The organism is Streptomyces sp. NPDC059010 (assembly GCF_042740355.1).
In the GTDB taxonomy this organism is placed as follows: Bacteria; Actinomycetota; Actinomycetes; order Streptomycetales; family Streptomycetaceae; genus Streptomyces.
Map to the genome: position 1 here is coordinate 14,909 of NZ_JBHYJA010000073.1, position 18,770 is coordinate 33,678.

General features: G+C 70.8%; 14 protein-coding genes. 12 read left to right on the forward strand and 2 right to left on the reverse strand.

Translation table 11 applies throughout. The features are described 5' to 3' along the window. Positions 1–158 precede the first annotated feature (158 nt). Positions 159–2,240 carry a glycosyltransferase gene (locus ACFWYS_RS44165; RefSeq protein WP_384782251.1) on the forward strand — a complete coding sequence of 694 codons (2,082 nt, stop codon included), beginning with the start codon at positions 159–161 and terminating at the stop codon, positions 2,238–2,240. Positions 2,241–2,259: 19 nt separating this feature from the next. On the opposite strand, the gene ACFWYS_RS44170 is transcribed toward ACFWYS_RS44165, so the two are convergent. Both ACFWYS_RS44170 and ACFWYS_RS44175 read right to left on the reverse strand, forming a co-directional pair. Continuing rightward, complete coding sequence (locus ACFWYS_RS44170; RefSeq protein WP_384782253.1) at positions 2,260–5,148, reverse strand: glycoside hydrolase N-terminal domain-containing protein; 2,889 nt, start codon at positions 5,146–5,148, stop codon at positions 2,260–2,262. Positions 5,149–5,266: 118 nt separating this feature from the next. Further along, on the reverse strand, positions 5,267–7,498 hold the full coding sequence (locus ACFWYS_RS44175; RefSeq protein ID WP_384782255.1) for an alpha-L-fucosidase: 2,232 nt from the start codon (positions 7,496–7,498) through the stop codon (positions 5,267–5,269). A 469-nt stretch (positions 7,499–7,967) separates the two neighbouring features. On the opposite strand from ACFWYS_RS44175, the gene ACFWYS_RS44180 reads away from it, so the two are divergent. The 11 genes from ACFWYS_RS44180 to ACFWYS_RS44230 form a co-directional block, all read left to right on the forward strand. Continuing rightward, on the forward strand, positions 7,968–9,032 hold the full coding sequence (locus ACFWYS_RS44180) for a sugar ABC transporter substrate-binding protein (RefSeq protein WP_384782257.1): 1,065 nt from the start codon (positions 7,968–7,970) through the stop codon (positions 9,030–9,032). Positions 9,033–9,078: 46 nt separating this feature from the next. Then, the gene (locus ACFWYS_RS44185; RefSeq protein WP_384782259.1) at positions 9,079–10,641 is read left to right on the forward strand and encodes a sugar ABC transporter ATP-binding protein; all 1,563 of its coding nucleotides are present in this window, start codon (positions 9,079–9,081) and stop codon (positions 10,639–10,641) included. Between the two features lie 4 nt (positions 10,642–10,645). Beyond that, entirely contained in the window at positions 10,646–11,689 is a 1,044-nt protein-coding gene (locus ACFWYS_RS44190) for an ABC transporter permease (protein ID WP_384782279.1), read from the forward strand. Positions 11,690–11,778: 89 nt separating this feature from the next. After that, the gene (locus ACFWYS_RS44195; protein ID WP_384782261.1) at positions 11,779–13,113 is read left to right on the forward strand and encodes an L-fuconate dehydratase; all 1,335 of its coding nucleotides are present in this window, start codon (positions 11,779–11,781) and stop codon (positions 13,111–13,113) included. Then, positions 13,106–14,005 carry an amidohydrolase family protein gene (locus tag ACFWYS_RS44200; protein ID WP_384782263.1) on the forward strand — a complete coding sequence of 300 codons (900 nt, stop codon included), beginning with the start codon at positions 13,106–13,108 and terminating at the stop codon, positions 14,003–14,005. Before ACFWYS_RS44195 ends, ACFWYS_RS44200 begins: the two co-directional genes overlap by 8 nt. Continuing rightward, the gene (locus tag ACFWYS_RS44205) at positions 13,996–14,433 is read left to right on the forward strand and encodes an RbsD/FucU domain-containing protein (protein WP_384782265.1); all 438 of its coding nucleotides are present in this window, start codon (positions 13,996–13,998) and stop codon (positions 14,431–14,433) included. The genes ACFWYS_RS44200 and ACFWYS_RS44205 overlap by 10 nt, the downstream gene beginning before the upstream one ends. After that, positions 14,430–15,473: a zinc-binding dehydrogenase gene (locus ACFWYS_RS44210; protein WP_384782267.1), complete on the forward strand. Its 1,044-nt coding sequence runs from the start codon at positions 14,430–14,432 to the stop codon at positions 15,471–15,473. The genes ACFWYS_RS44205 and ACFWYS_RS44210 overlap by 4 nt, the downstream gene beginning before the upstream one ends. Next, the gene (locus tag ACFWYS_RS44215) at positions 15,470–16,231 is read left to right on the forward strand and encodes an SDR family NAD(P)-dependent oxidoreductase (RefSeq protein ID WP_384782269.1); all 762 of its coding nucleotides are present in this window, start codon (positions 15,470–15,472) and stop codon (positions 16,229–16,231) included. The genes ACFWYS_RS44210 and ACFWYS_RS44215 overlap by 4 nt, the downstream gene beginning before the upstream one ends. Then, positions 16,228–16,860, forward strand: a complete 633-nt coding sequence (locus ACFWYS_RS44220; RefSeq protein WP_384782271.1) for a bifunctional 4-hydroxy-2-oxoglutarate aldolase/2-dehydro-3-deoxy-phosphogluconate aldolase — start codon at positions 16,228–16,230, stop codon at positions 16,858–16,860. The genes ACFWYS_RS44215 and ACFWYS_RS44220 overlap by 4 nt, the downstream gene beginning before the upstream one ends. After that, positions 16,857–17,894: a PfkB family carbohydrate kinase gene (locus tag ACFWYS_RS44225; protein WP_384782273.1), complete on the forward strand. Its 1,038-nt coding sequence runs from the start codon at positions 16,857–16,859 to the stop codon at positions 17,892–17,894. Before ACFWYS_RS44220 ends, ACFWYS_RS44225 begins: the two co-directional genes overlap by 4 nt. 35 nt (positions 17,895–17,929) lie before the next feature. Beyond that, positions 17,930–18,770: aldo/keto reductase (locus ACFWYS_RS44230; protein ID WP_384782275.1), on the forward strand; the 841-nt coding region annotated here is incomplete at its 3' end.

Below are 18,770 nucleotides of genomic sequence, written 5' to 3' on the forward strand. Positions count from 1 at the left end.
TGCCGACGATGCCGGAGTTTCTTCTCACCCGGGCCGGTTCGACTCCAGCCTGTCGGCGGGGGTGCTCCCGCTGGTCGGCGGAGTGGATGCCTGCGGGAGTCGGGATGGGATGGAGGCGACAGCGCCCATCCGGCCCGCGGCATCGGCCCATCGAGCGAGTGACGAGTCCCGTGAAGATCACCTTTCTGCTCCACAACGCCTACGCCGTCGACGGCACGGTGCGGGCCACGGCCGGCCTCGCCGCCGCACTCGCGACACGTCACGAGGTGGAGATCGTCTCCACCTGCCGGACCGCCGACCGGATGCCGCTCGCGGTGGGGGAGCGGGTGAGGACGCGGGCGCTGGTGGATCTCCGGCCCACCGCCCGGCGGACCGCGGCCGAAGCGGCCGATCTGCGCTCGCCGGGCACGGTGTGCCCGCACGATTCCCTCCATGCCGGCTGGACACCGCCGAGCAGGCTCGGCGAGACACGCCTTGCCGCACACCTGCGCAGCACCGACTCCAACGTGGTGATCGCGACGCGCCCGTACCTCGTCTGTTTCCTGGCCCGGCACGGCCGCACCGACTACCTCCGCGTCGGCCAGGAACACGCGGGCCGCGACGCACACGGCGCCGCCCTCCTGGGTGATCTGGACGCGGCCGTCTCCCGCCTCGACGTCTACGTCACCCTGTCCCAAGCCGACGAACGGGCCCACCGCGCGGCGCTCCACGACGTGCGGACGCGCTGGACGACCCTGCCCGTGTGCTGCTCCGCGCCGGACGCCGAGCCCTCCACCGGCGCGTCCCGGACAGTCCTGGCCGGCGGTCGACTGACACCGGTCAAGCGCTACGACCGTCTCGTGGACGCCTTCGCCAAGGTCGTGACCGTACACCCGGACTGGAGCCTGCGGATCTACGGACGCGGCCGGGAGCGGCTCCGTCTCCGTCGCCGTATCGAGGAACTCGGCCTGTACAACAACGTGCTGCTGATGGGGGCCCGCACGCCCATGGAACCGGAGTGGGCCAAAGGTGCTCTCGCCGTGGTGTCCAGCAGCAGCGAACCGTCCGGCATGTCCCTTGTGGAGGCCATGAGTTCCGGGCTCCCGGTGGTCAGCACCGACTGCGACCACACGCCCCGCGAGATCATCACGCACGGCGAGGACGGCCTCCTGGTCCCGGCCCACGGCCCGGTCGAGGACGCGCTCGCCGACGCACTGTGCCGACTGATCGAGAACGAGGCCGAGCGCGGGCGGATGGCCGCGGCGGCCCGGCGCAGCTCCGAGCGCTTCCGCCCCGAACACATCGCCGCGCAGTACGAGGCCCTGTTCACGGACCTCCGGCCGGAACTCGGCCGCCGGTCGAAGAAGGCCGCGACCGGTCCGCGGCGGCGAACCCGGCTGTCCGCCCTGCGCGTCGCCCGGCTGGGGCAGCCGGTCACGGCCGGCTGTGAGGTCATGCCGGGAGGCTCGCTGGCGTTCGACGTGTCCGCGGACCACTTGCCGTCCGGCCGATGGGAGGTGGTCCTGCGACATCGGAACGAGAACACCGCCGCCACGCCGCGGATTCAGCTCGAACAGCCCGGCACGGACGGCGCCGGGAGTATGCGGGCCGCCCTCGACCAACGTCACTGGGAACTCGCCGAGGGCGACTGGGACGTGGTCCTCCAACACGCCGGCGGAAGCAGGTCACGACCGGTCCGAGCAGGGCTCGTCGAGACCGCGCGCCTCCTGGATCCCGCAGCCCTCCGGCCGGCGGACGAGGGGGTGCGGACGTGGATCCCGTACGCGACCGAAGGCGGAGAGCTCGCCGTACGCACCTGGCTGCGACCCGCGCACGCGGAGGTCTCCTCCGTCGAAGTCGACGACCACGCCCTCCGGTTGAAGGGCTCGCTCCACGGAAGGACCGCGCGGGCGCACCACTACCGCTTCATCGCCCGGCTCCGGGCGAACGGCGGCGACGTCATCGACGCCCCTTGTCCCGTCGACGCGTACGGCGACTTCCACATCACCCTGCCGGTCGACGTGGTGGCCGAACTCCATCCCGGCGGGGAGGCGCTGTGGGATCTGCGCCTGAGCGCCTACGGCGGGCCGGAGGTCCGCCTGGCGATGGTGACCGGCGATCTCTTCGACCGCCGGGACGTCAGCGTGTTTCCGGCCGTCCGGTGCGCGGGTCCCGGCGGTCCGCTGTCGCTGCGGCCCCGGCTGACACGTGATCACGACCTGGTGCTCAGCACCGTCGACACGGTGCTGAGCGGACCGTAGAAGGGGACGACCCCAATGGTCAGAGGGCGACGACCTGCCACTGCTGGTTGGTTCCGTTGCCGACGGGCCACTGGATGACGCGGGCGCCGTCGGCCGAAGAGCCGCTCTCGACGTCCGCGCACAGCCCGTTGCGGACGTTGACGAGCCGGACGTATCCGCTGCCCGCGTCGACGAGCTTCCAGTGCTGGTTGTCGCTGTTGTTGTCCTGCCACTGGATGAGCTGGTCACCCTGGCCGGAGTTTCCGGGGCTGTCGAGGACCTTGCCGCTGTGGCGGGCGGCGAGACGGAAGGAGCCGTCGGAGTTGGGCAGCAGTCGCCACTGCTGGTTCTGGCTGCCGGACCAGCCCCACTGGATGATCTTGGCGCCGTCGGCGGTGCTGCCACTGGCGACGTCGAGCACCTTGCCGCTGCGCCGGTTGACCAGCCGGACGAAGCCGCCCAGCAGGCCGACTGTGATGTCCGTGCGCTGACCGGCGGTCAGGGTGACCTTTCTGGCGTGGGTGCCGAGGGAGGAGGAGGCGACGGTGGCCGTGGTGGTCACGGAGTCCAGGCCGCGGCGGCTGATCAGGGTGATGTCCTGGTTGACGGCGGAGGTGACGGACAGCTTGGCGGTCCGCGCGTCGAGGTCCCAGGAGAAGCTGTGGATTCGGATCCGGCCGCGGGCCCTGACCCCGGTGATCGAGCCCTTCGGCAGCTGGTCGGGGAGCGCGGGGAGGATCTCCAGCACTCCGGGACGGCTGTAGAGCAGGGCCTCGGCCAGCACGCCGGGGATGGCGTTCGCGGCGTCGGCGTTGTAGATGTCGAGGTTCGGGTTGTGGGAGGTCATCAGCGACTTGAAGACCATGTTGTTGCCGAGGATCTTCTTCAGGTTGCCGTAGACCTGTCCGCCGTCCTTCAGCCGGGCCCCGGCCAGGGCACGGTGCAGGCTGCCGTGGGCGGAGATGTTCTGGTCGCCGCGCTTTTCGAGGGCCCGCTTCGCCGGGCCGACCAGCGAGGGCGCGTCCTCGGGGTTGATCTCGTGCAGCGGCCAGGCGCCGTACAGGTGCTGCACATGCCGGTGGTTGTAGTTGTCGGTGAGGCCGGGCCAGGACCATTCGGCGAGCGCGCCGTCGCTGTTGACGCGGTAGTCCGGGATCTTCTTCAGCAGTGCCGTCCAGCGGGCGACACCCTGACCGCCGCCCTGTTCGACGCCGAGGGCGTTGGCCGCGTCGATCGCGGCCTGCAGGGCGTGCTTGCCGGCCATGATGTCGCCGGTGGCGTTGATCGAGTAGTAGACGCCTGTGTTGCCGGGGGCGTTCTCCATGGAGAAGGACGGTACGAAGACTGCCTTGCTGTCGCTGTCGGTGCGGGTGAGGAAGTCCTCGTAGAACAGGGCCAGTTCCATGAGCGCGGGGCCGAGCTTGTCCCGCAGGAAAGCCTGGTCGCCGGTGACCTCGTAGTACTCCAGAAGCGGGTAGAGGAGCCAGTCGGCGCCGCCGGTCCAGCAGTGGCCTGGGAAGTTGCCGTTGTTGAAGTGGAGCATGTGGCCGTACTCGCCGTCGGTGCGGGAGGGGGCGAGGAAGCCGCGGGCTCCGTAGAGGTTCTTGGCGTTGGTGCGCCAGTCGTCGAGCTGGCCGAGGATGAGGTTGAAGTAGCCCTCCATGGCCTCGGTCAGGTCGAGGATGTTGCCGCCCGCGACCTGGAGGTTGACGTTGGCGTCCGTGGTGAAGTCGTCGGCCCAGGCGGCGCCCCACGATCCGGCCCAGATTCCGGTGAGGCGGGGTGGCAGGATGCCGCTGGAGCTGATGAAGAAGTAGCGGCCGGAGTCGTAGAGGCGCTCCAGCAGCGCCGTGTCGATGACACTGCGGTCGGCGTTCTGACGGGAGATCAGTTCGCTGACGGAGAGCTGCCGGTCGGCGGCCGAGACGTTCAGGTCGAGGCGGGAGCGGTCGTACAGATCGGTGTGCACGGCGGTGTGCCGTGAACGCAGCGCGGCGTAGTCGGTGCCGAGGGCGGCGAGTTGGGCGTGCAGGGGCTCGGAGTCCCAGCCGGTGGACGACTCGTAGCGGCCCAGCTTCGTCAGCAGCAGCACCCGCGCCGCCTTGGCCACCACGATCGTGGAGCCGTTGACGCTGACCGTGGCGCCGGTCCCCGAGGCGACGACGCGGGTGACGCCCTCGTAGCCGAACGCGCCCTGGCCGGTGGGGTAGGTGCCGCGCAGGTTCAGGTAGCCGGAGCCGCCGGTGACGGTGGCGCGCGTGGTGAAGCTCAGGCTGCCGGGCAGACCGTCGAGCGCGGTGTGGACGCTCAGGGTGGTGTCGACGGTACGGCCGGAGGCGGGTATCAGCTCGTGGACGATGACCTTGTCGGCCCGGGAGACGAACGCCCGGCGGGTCCAGGTGCCGAACTGGTCGGTCCAGCTCGAACTCACCTCGCCGGTACGGAAGTCGGTGACCCGCCCGTAGTCGTTGACCGTGGTCATGCCCGGGGTGTCGATGCGCAGTTCGTACGCGGGGTGGTAGGCCTGTGTCCAGCGCAGCGACCAGCCCGAGGCGTAGTCCCGGTTGGCCCCGGTGTAGTCACCCGCGAGCGCCTTGTCGCGTGCGCCTTCGAGACGGCCGGCGATCACGGGCGGGGTCACGTCACGGGTGCCGTTCGGCAGCACCAGCCGGTGGTGGTTGAGCACCACCTTCTCCAGGGCGGGAGCGCCGTGCAGCACGGCCCCGTATTCGCCGTTGCCGGTGAGGAAGCCGTCGGTCCAGGAGGCGGCCGGTGAGGTGTCGTGGATGCCGCGCTCGGGGAACGTGATCTGCGGCGGCACGGCCGCTTCGGCCCGGCCCGAGAGCAGGCCACCGGGCAGACCGGCGGCTCCGGCGGTCAGTGCGGCCGCGGTGAGGAACCGTCTGCGGTCGATGGGGCTGGCCGTCACGGGGGACTCCTTTGTCCGGTCGGCGGTGCGTCGGGGGCTCACCGGTGTGGTGACCCACCGCCGCCCGGTCGGCTTGGACGAAATCCGGGCGGCGGCGGGTGGCTGGGTGAGAGAGGGATCAGAGGGCGGTGAGGCTCCACAGCAGATTGGTGCTGCTGCCGTACGTCCACTGCTTGGTGACGGAGCCCGAGTCGACGTTGCCGCCGCCGTCCAGGACCAGTCCGGTGGTGCGGTTGGCGAGCGAGTAGCGGTCGCCGCCCCGGTGGACGATCTTCCACTGCTGGTTGGTGCCGCCGTTCCAGGGCGCCTGCCGGGCCGGAGAGCCGTCGGAGGTGGCGCCCCAGCCGTCGGCGACCATGCCGTTGGTGCGGTTGACCAGCCGGTAGTAGCCGCCTCCGACCGGCTCGGCGTGCCACTGCAGGTTGGAGCTGCCGTCCCAGGTCCACTGCTTGAGGTTGGACCCGGAGCCCACGGTGCCGCCGCTGTCCAGGGCGAGTCCGCTGGTGGCGTTGGTGATCCGGAAGTATGTCGCCGGGTTGAACTGCACCCTCAGCGAGGTGATCTGGTCGTTGTTGCCGGTGGCCCGCAGGTCGGGGTTCTCGGCGGTGAACGTCCAGGAGGTGCCGCTGAAGTTGTCCCCGGAGTAGCCGATCACCTGGTAACCGGGCGCCGGCCGGAGGGAGGAGAGAGTGCGCGCGCCGAGTCCGGCCGCGGTCAGGTCGGCCGCGGTGTGGTCGCCGACCGTGAACACGCCCGCGGTGCCGGTGTAGTTGACGTTGGTGAAGGCGACGGCTCCGGCGAGCGGCCGCAGCGCCGGGATCGTGCCGGAGAAGGTCAGCTTCAGGACGTAGGCGTTCGCGCTGTAGGGCGCCGAGGACGGCAGGGTGACCGTGAGGCCGGAGGCGCTCTGGGCCGGCGTCGGCAGGTCGATGTAGGTGCCGGCGGTGGTGCCGAGGAGCTTGACCGAGGTCAGCGAGGAGAGGTTGATGCGGTCCGAGCTGAGGGTCTTGATCGTCAGCGAGCTGCCGGGCCAGCCCAGGACGGTGGCGTACAGGACGTTGCCGGACTTGTTGCGGGTGAAGCGGATGTCCTGCGGAGTACCGGCGTGCGGGGTGGTGAACGAGCCGCCGCCCATCTTCGTCGGGCCCTCGCCGTACTCGGTCCAGGCGCGGGTCGCGTACACCGACTCGCCGAAGCGTTTCAGGTGGTCTCCGATGCCGAGCAGGATGTCCTTCTGTGCCTGGGGGATGGTGCCGTCGGCCATCGGCGCGATGTTCAGCAGGACATTGCCGTTCTTGCTGACCCGGTCGAGGAACGAGTGCAGCATCTGCTGGAGCGTGTAGTAGCCGATGCCCTGGGTGTAGCACCAGCTGCTGCTGGAGATGCTGTCGTCGGTCAGCCAGTAGGGGGTGGTGATGTCGGCCGGGCCGCCGCGCTCGTAGTCGAAGACCTCGCCCTTGCCGTTCATGCCGTCCTTGTACGTGGCGACGACTTCACGGCCCCAGCTGCCCGCCTGGTTGTAGTAGTAGGCCAGGAAGTTCAGTCGCTGCTGCTCGTCGACGGCGTCCAGATTGAAGTCCTGCCACAGGATGTCGGGTTGGGCACGGTCGATGACCTCCTTGAGCTTGTCGAACCAGAGCTGGTTCTGCGCGGCCGACCCCAGCTGCCCGTAGAGCTTCTTGAGGCTGGGGTCCGTCTGAGCGGGGACGTGCTCATAGAAGCCGGTGAAGTTGTACGCGTGGTGCATGGCCACCAGCAGCTTGAGGTTCTTGGCGCGGATGGCCGTGGAGAAGAGCCGCAGCAGGTCGAGGCCCGGGCCCTTGTCCACCGAGTTCCACTCGTTGACCTGGCTGTCCCACATGGAGAAGCCGTCATGGTGCTCGGCGACCGGGCCGGCGAACCTGGCGCCGGCGTCGACGAACAGCTGCACCCACTCGTCGGGGTCGAACTTCCCGCCGGCCGACTTCAGCTTCGGCGCGAACTGCACGGTGTTGCCCGCCAGGTCCCGCGCTCCGTTGATGAAGTTGTGGTACGGCCATGCCGAGGGCTGGCCGTAGGTCGCCACGTGATGCTGGTTGGCGTTGCTGCCCGCCTGGTACATGTTCCGCGGGTACCACTCGTTGTCGTAGGCGGGGACGCTGAAGACGCCCCAGTGGAAGTAGATCCCGAACTTCGCGTCCTGGAACCACTCCGGGGCCGGCGGGTGCTGGTCGACCGAGTTCCAGTCGGGCGTGTAGGTGCTGGGCGCCGCATGGGCGATGCCGGAACCGAACACACCTCCGGCGACGGTCGCCGCGGCCACGCAGGTGGCGCCGGCCAGGAAGTGGCGTCTGTTGATCGAACTCGACATGGAGAGACATCCCTGGTGCAGGAGGGGACAGGGGGGCTGCAAGGGGACACGAGGCGGCGTGGCTGCTGTGCACAGGGCGCCGCTTGTTACGCATGAAGGTCCGCCATGTCTCCCTGGGATGTCAACCGGTGTGCAGGGATGAAAAGCGCCTTCTGGTCAGGCATTTGAGCCGATTCACTCCATGTTTGTGGTGATTTGGAGCCATGCAAACATGGCATGTCTGTCAGAGCATCATGGTCGCCCGCAGTCGCCGGGTGGCGAGGATTGATGGGATGGATCTTGCCTGCATGGCGAAACTTGCAGCTCTTGTGGAGTCGTTGAGCTGGAGTTTCGATACGGATATCGACAAGGGTCTGGACAGCACTCCAGAGACCCGCCTATAAACATCCCATCTCTGCTGCACCGGCGATACGCAGACGTCGCCGAGGCGAAACAACTCCCGCTACGGGACCGGCGCGAGGAAGCACCGATGAGACTCAGAACCGCCCTCTGTTCCGCTGTCTCCGCCCTCTCCGCACTGGCGCTGCTCAGCGCCTGCGGCGGCGGCCCCAGCACCGCGGCGTCGTCGAGTGGCGCGCCGCTGGTCGGCGTCGACTACCCGCGCTCCGACACCGACTTCTGGAACTCCTACATCAAGTACACGCCCCAGTACGCCAAGGAGCTGGGGCTGGACCTGAAGACCACCAACTCGCAGAACGACGTCGCCAAGCTGACCGCCAACGCGCAGACTTTCATCAGCCAGGGCGTCAAGGGCCTCGCGATGGCCCCGCAGGACACCGCGGCCATCGCGCCCACCCTCGCGCAGCTGGAAGCCAAGAAGATCCCCGTCGTCACCGTCGACACCCGCCCCGACACCGGCAAGGTGTTCATGGTCGTGCGCGCCGACAACCGCGCCTACGGCGAGAAGGCCTGTCAGTACCTCGGCACCAAGCTCGGCGGCAAGGGCAAGGTCGTCATGCTCCAGGGCGACCTGTCCTCCATCAACGGCCGGGACCGCACCGAGGCGTTCAACGACTGCATGAAGAAGAACTACCCGGACATCAGGGTGTTCGGCGAGGCCACCAACTGGGACGGTGCGGTCGCCGCCCAGAAGCTCCAGACGGACCTGACCGCCCACCCGGACATCAAGGGCATCTACATGCAGTCCAGCTTCGCCCTGTCCGGCACGCTCCAAGTCCTCAAGCAGAAGGGCCTGTTGGTCGACCCGAAGGACAAGAAGCACGTCTTCGTCGTCTCCAACGACGGCATCCCCGAGGAGCTCAAGTCCATCGCCGAGGGCAAGGTCGACGCCACCGTCTCCCAGCCGGCCGACCTCTACGCCAAGTACGCCCTGTACTACCTGAAGGCCGCGATCGACGGAAAGACGTTCAAGCCCGGCAAGACCGACCACGACAGCACCATCATCCAGGTCCGCGACGGCCTGCTGGAGGACCAGCTCTCCGCCCCGCTCGTCACCGCCGACGGCGGCACCTACGGCGGCGTCCCCAGCGTCAAGAGCGACGACAAGTCGCTGTGGGGCAACAACCTCGGCTGATGGTCCATCCGGTACGGCAACGGCTCACGCACACAAGGCGGTTGAGATGAGCGACGGGGAGCGGACAGTCACCCCCGCGCCCGCGCCGGCGGACGACGGACGGGTCCCCTCCGACCCGCCCGTCGTCGAGGCGACGGGCATAGTCAAACGATTCGGTCCGACGGTGGCCCTGAACGGCGCCCGGATGACCATCAGGCCCGGTGAGACCCACGCACTCGTCGGCCGCAACGGAGCAGGCAAGTCGACCCTCGTGTCGGTCCTCACCGGCCTCCAGGCGCCCGACGAGGGCACGGTCACCTTCGGCGCCGAGCCCGCCCCCCGGCTCACCGACCGGGACGCCTGGCGTCGGCGCGTGGCCTGCGTCTACCAGAAGTCGACGATCATCCCCACGCTGACCGTCGCCGAGAACCTCTTCCTGAACCGGCACGACCGCGGACAGAGCCGGCTCATCAGCTGGCAGGCCACCCGCCGCCGCGCACAGGAACTGCTGTCGACCTGGTCGGTGGACGTCGACCCGCAGACCCCGGCCGGTGACCTGAGCGTCGAGCAGCGGCAGTTCGTCGAGATCGCCCGGGCGCTGTCCTTCGGGGCTCGGTTCATCATCCTCGACGAGCCGACCGCCCAGCTCGACGCGGCGGCCATCAACCGCCTCTTCGACCGCATCCGCGACCTGCAACGCCAGGGTGTCACCTTCCTGTTCATCAGCCACCATCTGCAGGAGATCTACGAGATCTGCGACATGGTGACGGTGTTCCGGGACGCCCGGCACATCGTGACCGCGCCGGTCGCGGGCCTTCCCCGCGCCGAACTCGTCGCCGCCATGACCGGCGAGGCGGCCGCCGACCGGCGCGAGGACCGGGCGAGCACCCTCGACCCCGGCGCCCCGGCCGCGCTGAGCGTCAGCGCGCTGCAGGGCGACGGGTACGACGACGTCAGCTTCCGGATCGGGGCCGGCGAGATCGTCGGCCTCGCGGGCGCCGCCGGCAGCGGCCGTACCGAGGTCGCCGAGACCGTCGTGGGACTGCGGGCGGCGACGGCGGGCCGGGTGGAGATCGCCGGCACGCGCCCCCGGCCGGGCAGCGTGCCCGCAGCGCTCGCCGCCGGCGCCGGGTTCGTGCCCCAGGACCGGCACCACCAGGGCTTCGTTCCCGACATGTCGATCGCCGACAACGCCACCTTGTCCGTGCCGAAGCGGCTCGGCAAGAACGGCTTCCTCGACCGCGGCCGCCGCGACCGGCTCGCCGAAGGCCTGATCGAGAACCTCGCGATCAAGACCCCCGGCCCCGACCTGCCCGTCTCCGCCCTGTCCGGAGGCAACCAGCAGAAGGTCGTCATGGCCCGCGCCCTCGCCGACGACCCCCGGCTGCTGGTCCTGATCAACCCCACCGCGGGCGTGGACGTGCGCTCCAAGGAGTTCCTCCTCGGCAAGGTCGAGGAGACCGCGGACACCGGCACCGGAGTGCTCATCGCCTCCGACGAACTCGACGACCTGCGCATGTGCGACCGCGTCCTGGTGATGTTCCAGGGCCGAGTGACCTCAGAGATCGCCCGCGGCTGGCACGACCACGACCTCGTGGCCGCGATGGAAGGAGTGGACCTGCATGCCTGAAGTGATGCCTGAAACCGTCCTCGCGGACACCGCCGCCAAGGCCCCGGAGTCCGGGCAGCCCAGGCGGAGCGCGCTGCTCGGCGGCCGGATACCCCTGGCCCGCCTGCGTGACCTCGCGCTCGTCCCGGCCATCGTGGTCATCGCGATCGTGGGACAGATCGTCAACCCGGTCTTCCTGCAGGCCGACAACCTCATCAACGTCCTGCAGACCATGTCCGAGATCGCCCTGCTGGTCCTCGCCCAGGCGATGGTCCTGATCGTCAAGAAGATGGACCTGTCGCTGGAGTCCACCATGGGCCTCGCGCCCGGCGTCGCGGCCTGGTTGGTGGTGCCGGCCGGCGCGACCCATGGACTCGGACTGCTCCCCGGCGTGTGGGCCGTCCCCGTCACCCTCGCCGTGGGCGCGCTCGTCGGCGTGATCAACGCCCTGCTCATCATCCGCTTCGGCCTCAACGGCTTCATCGTCACCCTCGGCATGCTGATCGTCCTGCGCGGCATCCTCACCGGCATCTCCGGCGGCCAGACCTTCTTCCAGCTGCCGGAGTCGATGCTCTACCTCGGCACCGCACAGTGGTTCGGGATGCCCGCGTCGATCTGGATCTGCCTGGTGCTGTTCGCCGCCGCGATCGCGGTCCTCGGCTGGACGAGCTTCGGGCGCTCGCTCTACGCGATCGGCGGCAACGTCGACGCCGCGAAGGCGGCGGGCATCCGCACCGACCGGGTGCTGTGGATCGTCATCGTCACCGGCAGCGTGCTCGCCGCCCTCGCCGGACTGATGCTCTCCGGACGCCTGGCATCCGTCGCCTCCGCGCAGGGCAACGGCTACATCTTCACGGTCTTCGCCGCCGCCGTCATCGGCGGGATCAGCCTCAACGGCGGCAAGGGCACCATGTTCGGGGCGTTCAGCGGCATCCTTCTGCTCTTCATGATCCAGAACGTGCTCACCCTCGCCGGCGTCCCCGCCCAGTGGATCGGCGCCCTCAACGGCCTGATCATCCTCGTCGCGTTGACCATCTCGCGCATCACGGGCGGCAAGGTCCAGGAGTGAACCGGGCGGCCTGCGCCGCCGGAGTCGCTCCGCCGTTCCCTTCACCTCGTCGCGGGCCATGCCCCCGTGCGTTTACAGGAGTTGCCGCCATGTCATCCGCCCTGCCCGATCTTCCGGCTTCCGCCCGCATCACTGCCCTTGACGTCCTGGACGTGCGTTTCCCGACGTCCGAGCACCTGGACGGGTCGGACGCGATGAACCCCGAACCCGACTACTCCGCCGCCTACGTCGTTCTGCGCACCGACGCCGGCGACGGACTGGAGGGCCACGCCCTGGCCTTCACCACCGGCCGCGGCAACGATGTCCAGGCCGCCGCCATCGCCGCTCTCGCCCCACATGTGGTGGGCCTGTCGGTCGACGCGGTCTGCGCCGACCTCGGCGCGTTCTCCAACTCCCTCGTCCACGACCCCCAACTGCGCTGGCTCGGCCCGGAGAAGGGCGCCATCCACATGGCGACCGGCGCGGTCGTCAACGCCGCCTGGGACCTGGCCGCCAAGCGGGCCGGTAAGCCCGTGTGGCGCTACCTCGGCGAAATGTCGCCGGAGGAACTGGTCGCGCAGGTCGACTTCCGCTGGCTCAGCGACGCCCTCACCCCCGAGGAGGCCCTGGAGATCCTCAAGCGCGCCGAGCCCGGTCGCGAACAGCGCATCGGCCGCCTGCTCGACCAGGGCTACCCCGCCTACACCACCACCCCCGGCTGGCTCGGCTACTCCGACGAGAAGCTGGCCCGGCTGGCCCGCGAGGCCGTCGCCGACGGCTTCACCCAGATCAAGCTGAAGGTCGGCGCGGACCTGGACGACGACGTACGGCGCATCCGCACCGCCCGCGAGACCGTCGGCGACGGCATCCGCATCGCCGTGGACGCCAACCAGAGATGGGACGTCCAGCCCGCGATCGACTGGATGCGCGCCCTGGCCCCCTACCAGCCGTACTGGATCGAGGAGCCCACCTCACCCGACGACATCCTCGGCCACGCCGCCGTGCGCAAGGCCGTCAGCCCCATCAAGGTCGCCACCGGCGAACACATCGCCAACCGGGTCGTCTTCAAGCAACTGCTCCAGGCCGGCGCCGTGGACATCGTGCAGATCGACTCCGCGCGGGTCGGCGGCGTCAACGAGAACATCGCGATCCTGCTGCTCGCCGCCAAGTTCGGCGTCCCGGTCTGCCCGCACGCGGGTGGCGTGGGCCTGTGCGAGATGGTCCAGCACCTGTCGATGTTCGACTACGTCGCCGTCTCCGGCACGATCGAGGACCGGGTCATCGAGTACGTCGACCACCTGCACGAGCACTTCGTCGACCCGGTGCGCATCGTCGGCGGCCACTACCTGGCACCGACGCTGCCGGGGCTGAGCGCACAGATGCACGCCGAATCCCTCAAGGAATACGCCTACCCCGACGGCCCCGTCTGGACCGCTCGTGTCTGACGCCCCGGCTCTCGTCGACGCCCACCACCATGTGTGGGACCTGGACGTCCGGCCGCAGCCCTGGCTGGACGAGCCCGGGCACGAGCCGATCCGCCGCACCTTCAGCTCGCACGCCCTGCGCTCGGCCGCGACCCGCCCGATCGCCGGACGGCGACTGACGAGCACGGTGGCGGTCCAGTGCATCGCGTCCGTGCCCGAGACGCGTGACCTGCTCGCCCTGGCCGACAGCGACCCGCTGATCGGCGCCGTCGTCGGCTGGGCGGACCTGACGTCCCCCGCGATCGGCGACGTACTCGACGACCTGGGGACCGGGTCCGCGGGCCGGTACCTGAGGGCCGTACGACACGTCGTGCAGGGCGAGTCCGACCCGCACTGGCTCCAACGGCCGGACGTCGAGAGGGGGTTGAGGGCGGTCGGGGAGCGCGGGCTCGGATACGACGTGCTGGTCCGCAGTCACCAGCTCCCGCAGGTGATCCGTCTCGCGGAACGGCTCCCCGAGCTGCCGCTCGTCCTGGACCACGCGGGCAAGCCGCCGCTCGCCCGGCGGGAACCGACCGACTGGACTCGGTGGGTGCGGACACTGGCCAGGCATCCCCAGGTCCGCTGCAAGGTGTCGGGTCTCGTCACCGAGGCCGACCACGAGAAGTGGACCATCGACGACATCCGCCCGGTGTGGGACGTCCTGCTCTCCGCCTTCGGCCCCGACCGGCTGATGTTCGGCTCCGACTGGCCGGTCTGCGTGCTCGCCGGCGGCTGGAACCGCTGGGCCGCCACCGCCGAAGAACTGCTGCACGACTGTTCCGAGAGCGAGACGCAGGCCGTGCTCTCGGGTACGGCGACCGCCTTCTACCGACTGTCCGACGAGAGGGAGAGGACACTCCCGTGCTCCTGACCGAACTACTGCACCCCGGGATCCTCGAAGCCCTCGCCGGAGCCGGCCACGGCGCCCGCGTCCTCCTCGCCGACGGCCACTACCCCGCGAGCACCGCCACCGGCGAGCGCGCCCGGACCGTCCACCTCAACCTGGCCCCCGGCCTGCTGGACGTCACCTCCGTGCTCGACGTCCTGCTGCGCGCCCTGCCCGTCGAGGCGGCCCAGGTGATGGTGCCGCCCGAGGGCGAGCCGGAGCCGCCGGCCATCGAGGAGTACCGCTCCATGCTGGCGCCCGTCCCGGTCGACACGCTCGGCCGCTTCGAGTTCTACGACGCCGCCCGCTCGCCCGACCTGGCGCTGGCGATCGTCACCGCCGACACCCGTACCTACGCCAACCTGCTGCTGACCATCGGCGTCCGCGCTGAAGGGACCCTGACGACACGATGACACTCGCCGTCCGTTACACATCCGCCCGCACCCTGGACACGGCGCCCGCCGAGCCTTCCTCTCCCGGTCCGGGTGAGGTGGAGCTGGCCCCCGCCTACGTCGGCATCTGCGGCACCGATCTGCACATCTTCCACGGCGACATGGACGCCCGGGTCGCCGCGCCCGCCGTCCTCGGACACGAGATGTCCGGCCGGATCGTGAGCGTCGGCCCGGGCGTCGAGGGCTGGCAGCCCGGCGACGCGGTCACGGTGATGCCGCTGCGCTGGGACGACACCTGCCCCGCCTGCCGCGCCGGCCATCGGCACATCTGCCAGCACCTCGACTTCATCGGCATCGACTCCCCGGGCGCGATGCAGCAGCGCTGGACCGTACCCGCCTCCACCCTGATCCGGCTGCCCGACTCCCTTCCCCTCGACCGGGCCGCGCTCGTCGAGCCCACCGCCGTCGCCGTGCACGACGTGGGCCGCGCCGCCGTGCGTGCGGGCGAGAAGGTCGTCGTGGTCGGCGGCGGCCCGGTCGGCATCCTGATCGCGCTGGTCGCACGTGCCGCGGGCGCCGACGTGCGGGTGGTGGAGCTGAGCGCCCACCGGCGGCTGCTCGCCGAGGAGTTGGGGCTGGCGGCGTGGAACCCGGTCGACGACGACGTCCCGGCGCTGGTGGAGCAGTGGACCGGGGACGCGGGCGCGGACGTCGCCTTCGAGGTGTCCGGCGCGGCGGGCGGCGTGGACACGGCGGTCGAGGTGCTGGGCGTGCGCGGCCGGCTGTGCCTGGTGGCCATCCACCCCAGGCCCCGCGAGGTGAACCTGCACCGCTTCTTCTGGCGCGAACTCACCCTGGTGGGCGCCCGGTTGTACGACCGCTCCGACTTCGAGAAGGCGGTCGCCCTGGTCGCCGACGGCACGATCCCGGCCGAGCGGCTCATCAGCAAGGTCGTGCCGCTCACCGAGGCGCCCGCCGCGTTCGAGGCCCTGGAGGGCGGCGGCGACGTGATGAAGATCCTCGTGGACTGCACCGACGACGCCCAGGGAGCCGCCGTATGACCGCCTTCGACCTCACCGGGAAGCTCGCCGTCGTCACCGGCGCCCGGCGCGGCATCGGCCGGGCCATGGCCCGTGCGCTCGCCGAGGCCGGCGCGGACGTCATCGGTGTCAGCGCCTCGCTGGAGGAGTCGGGCAGCGCGGTGGAGAAGGACGTTCTCGCCGCGGGCCGTACGTTCGAGGCGATCCGGACCGACTTCGCCGACCCCGAGGCCGTACGGGCCCTGGGCGCGAACCTGGCCGGGCGCGAGCGGCCGGTGGACATCCTCGTCAACAACGCGGGCACCATCCGCCGCGCTCCGGCCGCCGAACACACCGACGCCGACTGGGAGTTGGTCCTCCAGGTCAACCTCAACGCGCAGTTCGCGCTGACCCGGGCGGTGGGCGCGACGATGGTGGCCCGCGGCCGGGGGAAGGTCATCTTCACGGCGTCGCTGCTCAGCTTCCAGGGCGGCATCACCGTCCCCGGCTACACCGCCGCCAAGCACGGCATCGCCGGGCTGACCAAGGCGCTGGCCAACGAGTGGGCCCCGCACGGGGTCAACGTCAACGCCCTCGCCCCCGGCTACATCGCCACCGACAACACCCAGGCACTGCAGGACGACCCGGTGCGCAGCAAGGCGATCCTGGACCGCATCCCGGCCGGCCGCTGGGGCAACGCCGACGACCTGGCGGGCGCCACGGTGTTCCTCGCCTCCGAGGCCGCCGCCTACGTCCACGGCGTCGTCCTGCCCGTCGACGGCGGATGGCTCGGCCGGTGAGCGGCACCGACCTGGCCTCCGTACTGGCCGGAGCCCGTCTCCTGCCGGTACTGACCGTGCCGTCCCCCGCGACCGCCGGCCCGCTGGCCGACGCGCTCGCGGCGGGCGGCGCCCGGTGCGCCGAGGTCACCATGCGCACCCCCGGCGCCGAGCAGGTGCTCAAGACGATGGCCGCCCACGGTGGGCTCACCGTCGGCGCCGGCACGGTCCTCACCCCCGAGCAGGCGGAGCGGGCCGTGACCGCCGGCGCCCGTTTCGTGGTCTCGCCCGGCTTCGACGAGGAGGTCGTCGCCGCGTGCCGGGAGCTGGGGATACCCGTGGTGCCCGGTACCGCCACCGCCACCGAGCTGATGCGCGCCCTGAAGGCGGGCCTCGACACCGTCAAGCTGTTCCCCGCCGAGCCGCTCGGCGGCCTGCCCACGCTGCGGGCGCTCGCGGCACCCTTCCCCGGCACGCGCTTCGTACCGACCGGCGGGATCGACGCCTACCGCATGGCCGCCTACCTCGCCGTCCCGGCGGTCCTCGCCGTGGGCGGCAGCTGGATGGCCACCGCCGCCCATCTGGAGCGGGGCGACTACGAGGAGATCCGCCGACTGACGGCCGACGCGGTGGACAGGAGTACGCCGTGACCGACGTGGTGGCTCTGGGCGAGGTCATGCTCCGCCTCGACCCGGGCGAGGGACGCATCCGCACCGCCCGCACCTTCCAGGTCTGGGAGGGCGGCGGCGAGTACAACGTCGCACGCGGACTGCGGCGCTGCTTCGGCCTGCGCACGGCCGTGGTGACCGCGCTCGCCGACAACGCGGTGGGCCGGCTCGTCGAGGACCTGATCCTGCAGGGCGGGGTCGACACCTCGCTGATCCGCTGGGTGCCCGACGACGGCATCGGCCGCACTGCCCGCAACGGCCTCAACTTCGTCGAACGCGGCTACGGCATCCGCGGCGCGCTCGGCGTCAGCGACCGCGCCCACACCGCCGTCTCCCAGCTGCGCAAAGGCGACGTCGACTGGGACACGGTCTTCTCGGCCGGAGCGCGCTGGTTCCACACCGGCGGCATCTTCGCCGGCCTGTCCGACACCACGGTCGACGTCGCCGACGAAGCCATGGCCGCGGCCCGCCGCCACGGCCTCACGGTCTCCTACGACCCCAACTACCGCGCCAGCCTCTGGGCCGGCCGGGGCGGCGCCGAACGGGCCCGCGAGGTCGACCTGCGGCTCGCCGGGCAGGCCGACGTCGTGGTGGGAGCCCTGGGCCTGGCGGGGACCTACCCGGGACAGACCCGTGTCGCGGCCGAGGCGGTGGCGGACGCGCTCGCCGAGGTGGCCGGCCTGCTGCCCGGGGTGAAAGTACTGGCGACGACCTTGCGCGAGGTGCCCTCGGCCGGGGTCAACGACTGGTCCTCGGCCGCCTGGTCGACCGGAACCGGCTTCGTCACCGGCCCCCGGATGCCCGGCCTGCACGTCCTGGACCGCATCGGCTCCGGCGACGCCTTCGCCGCCGGACTCATCCACGGCCTGCTCACCGGAAGCGGTCTGGAGCGGGCCCTTGCCTACGGCACCGCCCACGGCGCGCTCACCATGACCACGCCCGGAGATGTCTCCATGGCCTCGCTCGCCGAGGTCGAGGCGCTCGTCGCGGGCGGATCGCCCCACGTCAGACGCTGACCGGCGCCCCATCGCACGTATCCCAGGAGCACGTCTTGCACCACCCGAAGATCCAGAACACGTCCGTCCCGCTCACCGACCTCGGCTTCGGAGCATCCGTGATCGGCAACCTCTACCGCGTCACCCCGGTCGAGGAGGCGACAGCCGCCGTCGACGCGGCCTGGGAGGCCGGTCTCCGGTACTTCGACACCGCGCCGCACTACGGCCTCGGCCTCTCCGAACGCCGTCTGGGCGCCGCCCTGCAGCGCCGCCCGCGCGACGAGTACGTCATCTCCTCCAAGGTCGGCCGGCTGCTCGTGCCCAACGAACGGCCACGCGGCGTCGACACCGAGGGCTTCGTCGTACGGGACGACCTGCGCCGGCAGTGGGACTTCAGCCGCGACGGCGTGCTGCGCTCCATCGAGGACACCCTGGAGCGCACCGGCCTGGACCGCCTCGACATCGTCTACCTGCACGATCCGGACGACCACTGGACGCAGGCCGCCGACAAGGCCATGCCCACCCTCGCCGAGCTGCGCGACCAGGGTGTGATCGGTGCGATCGGCGCCGGCATGAACCAGTCGGTATTGCTCGCCCGCTTCCTGCGCGAGACCGCCGCCGACGTGGTCATGCTCGCCGGCCGCTACACGCTCCTGGACCAGTCGGCACTGGACGACGTCCTGCCCGCCGCCCAGGAGCTCGGAAAGAGCGTCGTCGCGGCCGGGGTGTTCAACTCGGGACTGCTCTCCCAGGACCGGCCCGCCGAGGGCATGAAGTACGACTACCAGGACGCCCCGCCGCACCTCGTCGCTCGCCCGGGGGCGGAGGCCGCGGGGTGCGCGCCGCCAGGAACCACTCTGCCCGCCGCCCCCCACGCCCGACCCGCACCCCCCCCCG

Coding starts and splice junctions, on each gene's coding strand:
- ACFWYS_RS44175 (WP_384782255.1), bottom strand. CDS start 7,498: ATGTCGAGTTCGATCAACAGACGCCACTTCCTGGCCGGCGCCACCTGC.
- ACFWYS_RS44180 (WP_384782257.1), top strand. CDS start 7,968: ATGAGACTCAGAACCGCCCTCTGTTCCGCTGTCTCCGCCCTCTCCGCA.
- ACFWYS_RS44185 (WP_384782259.1), top strand. CDS start 9,079: ATGAGCGACGGGGAGCGGACAGTCACCCCCGCGCCCGCGCCGGCGGAC.
- ACFWYS_RS44190 (WP_384782279.1), top strand. CDS start 10,646: ATGCCTGAAACCGTCCTCGCGGACACCGCCGCCAAGGCCCCGGAGTCC.
- ACFWYS_RS44195 (WP_384782261.1), top strand. CDS start 11,779: ATGTCATCCGCCCTGCCCGATCTTCCGGCTTCCGCCCGCATCACTGCC.
- ACFWYS_RS44210 (WP_384782267.1), top strand. CDS start 14,430: ATGACACTCGCCGTCCGTTACACATCCGCCCGCACCCTGGACACGGCG.
- ACFWYS_RS44215 (WP_384782269.1), top strand. CDS start 15,470: ATGACCGCCTTCGACCTCACCGGGAAGCTCGCCGTCGTCACCGGCGCC.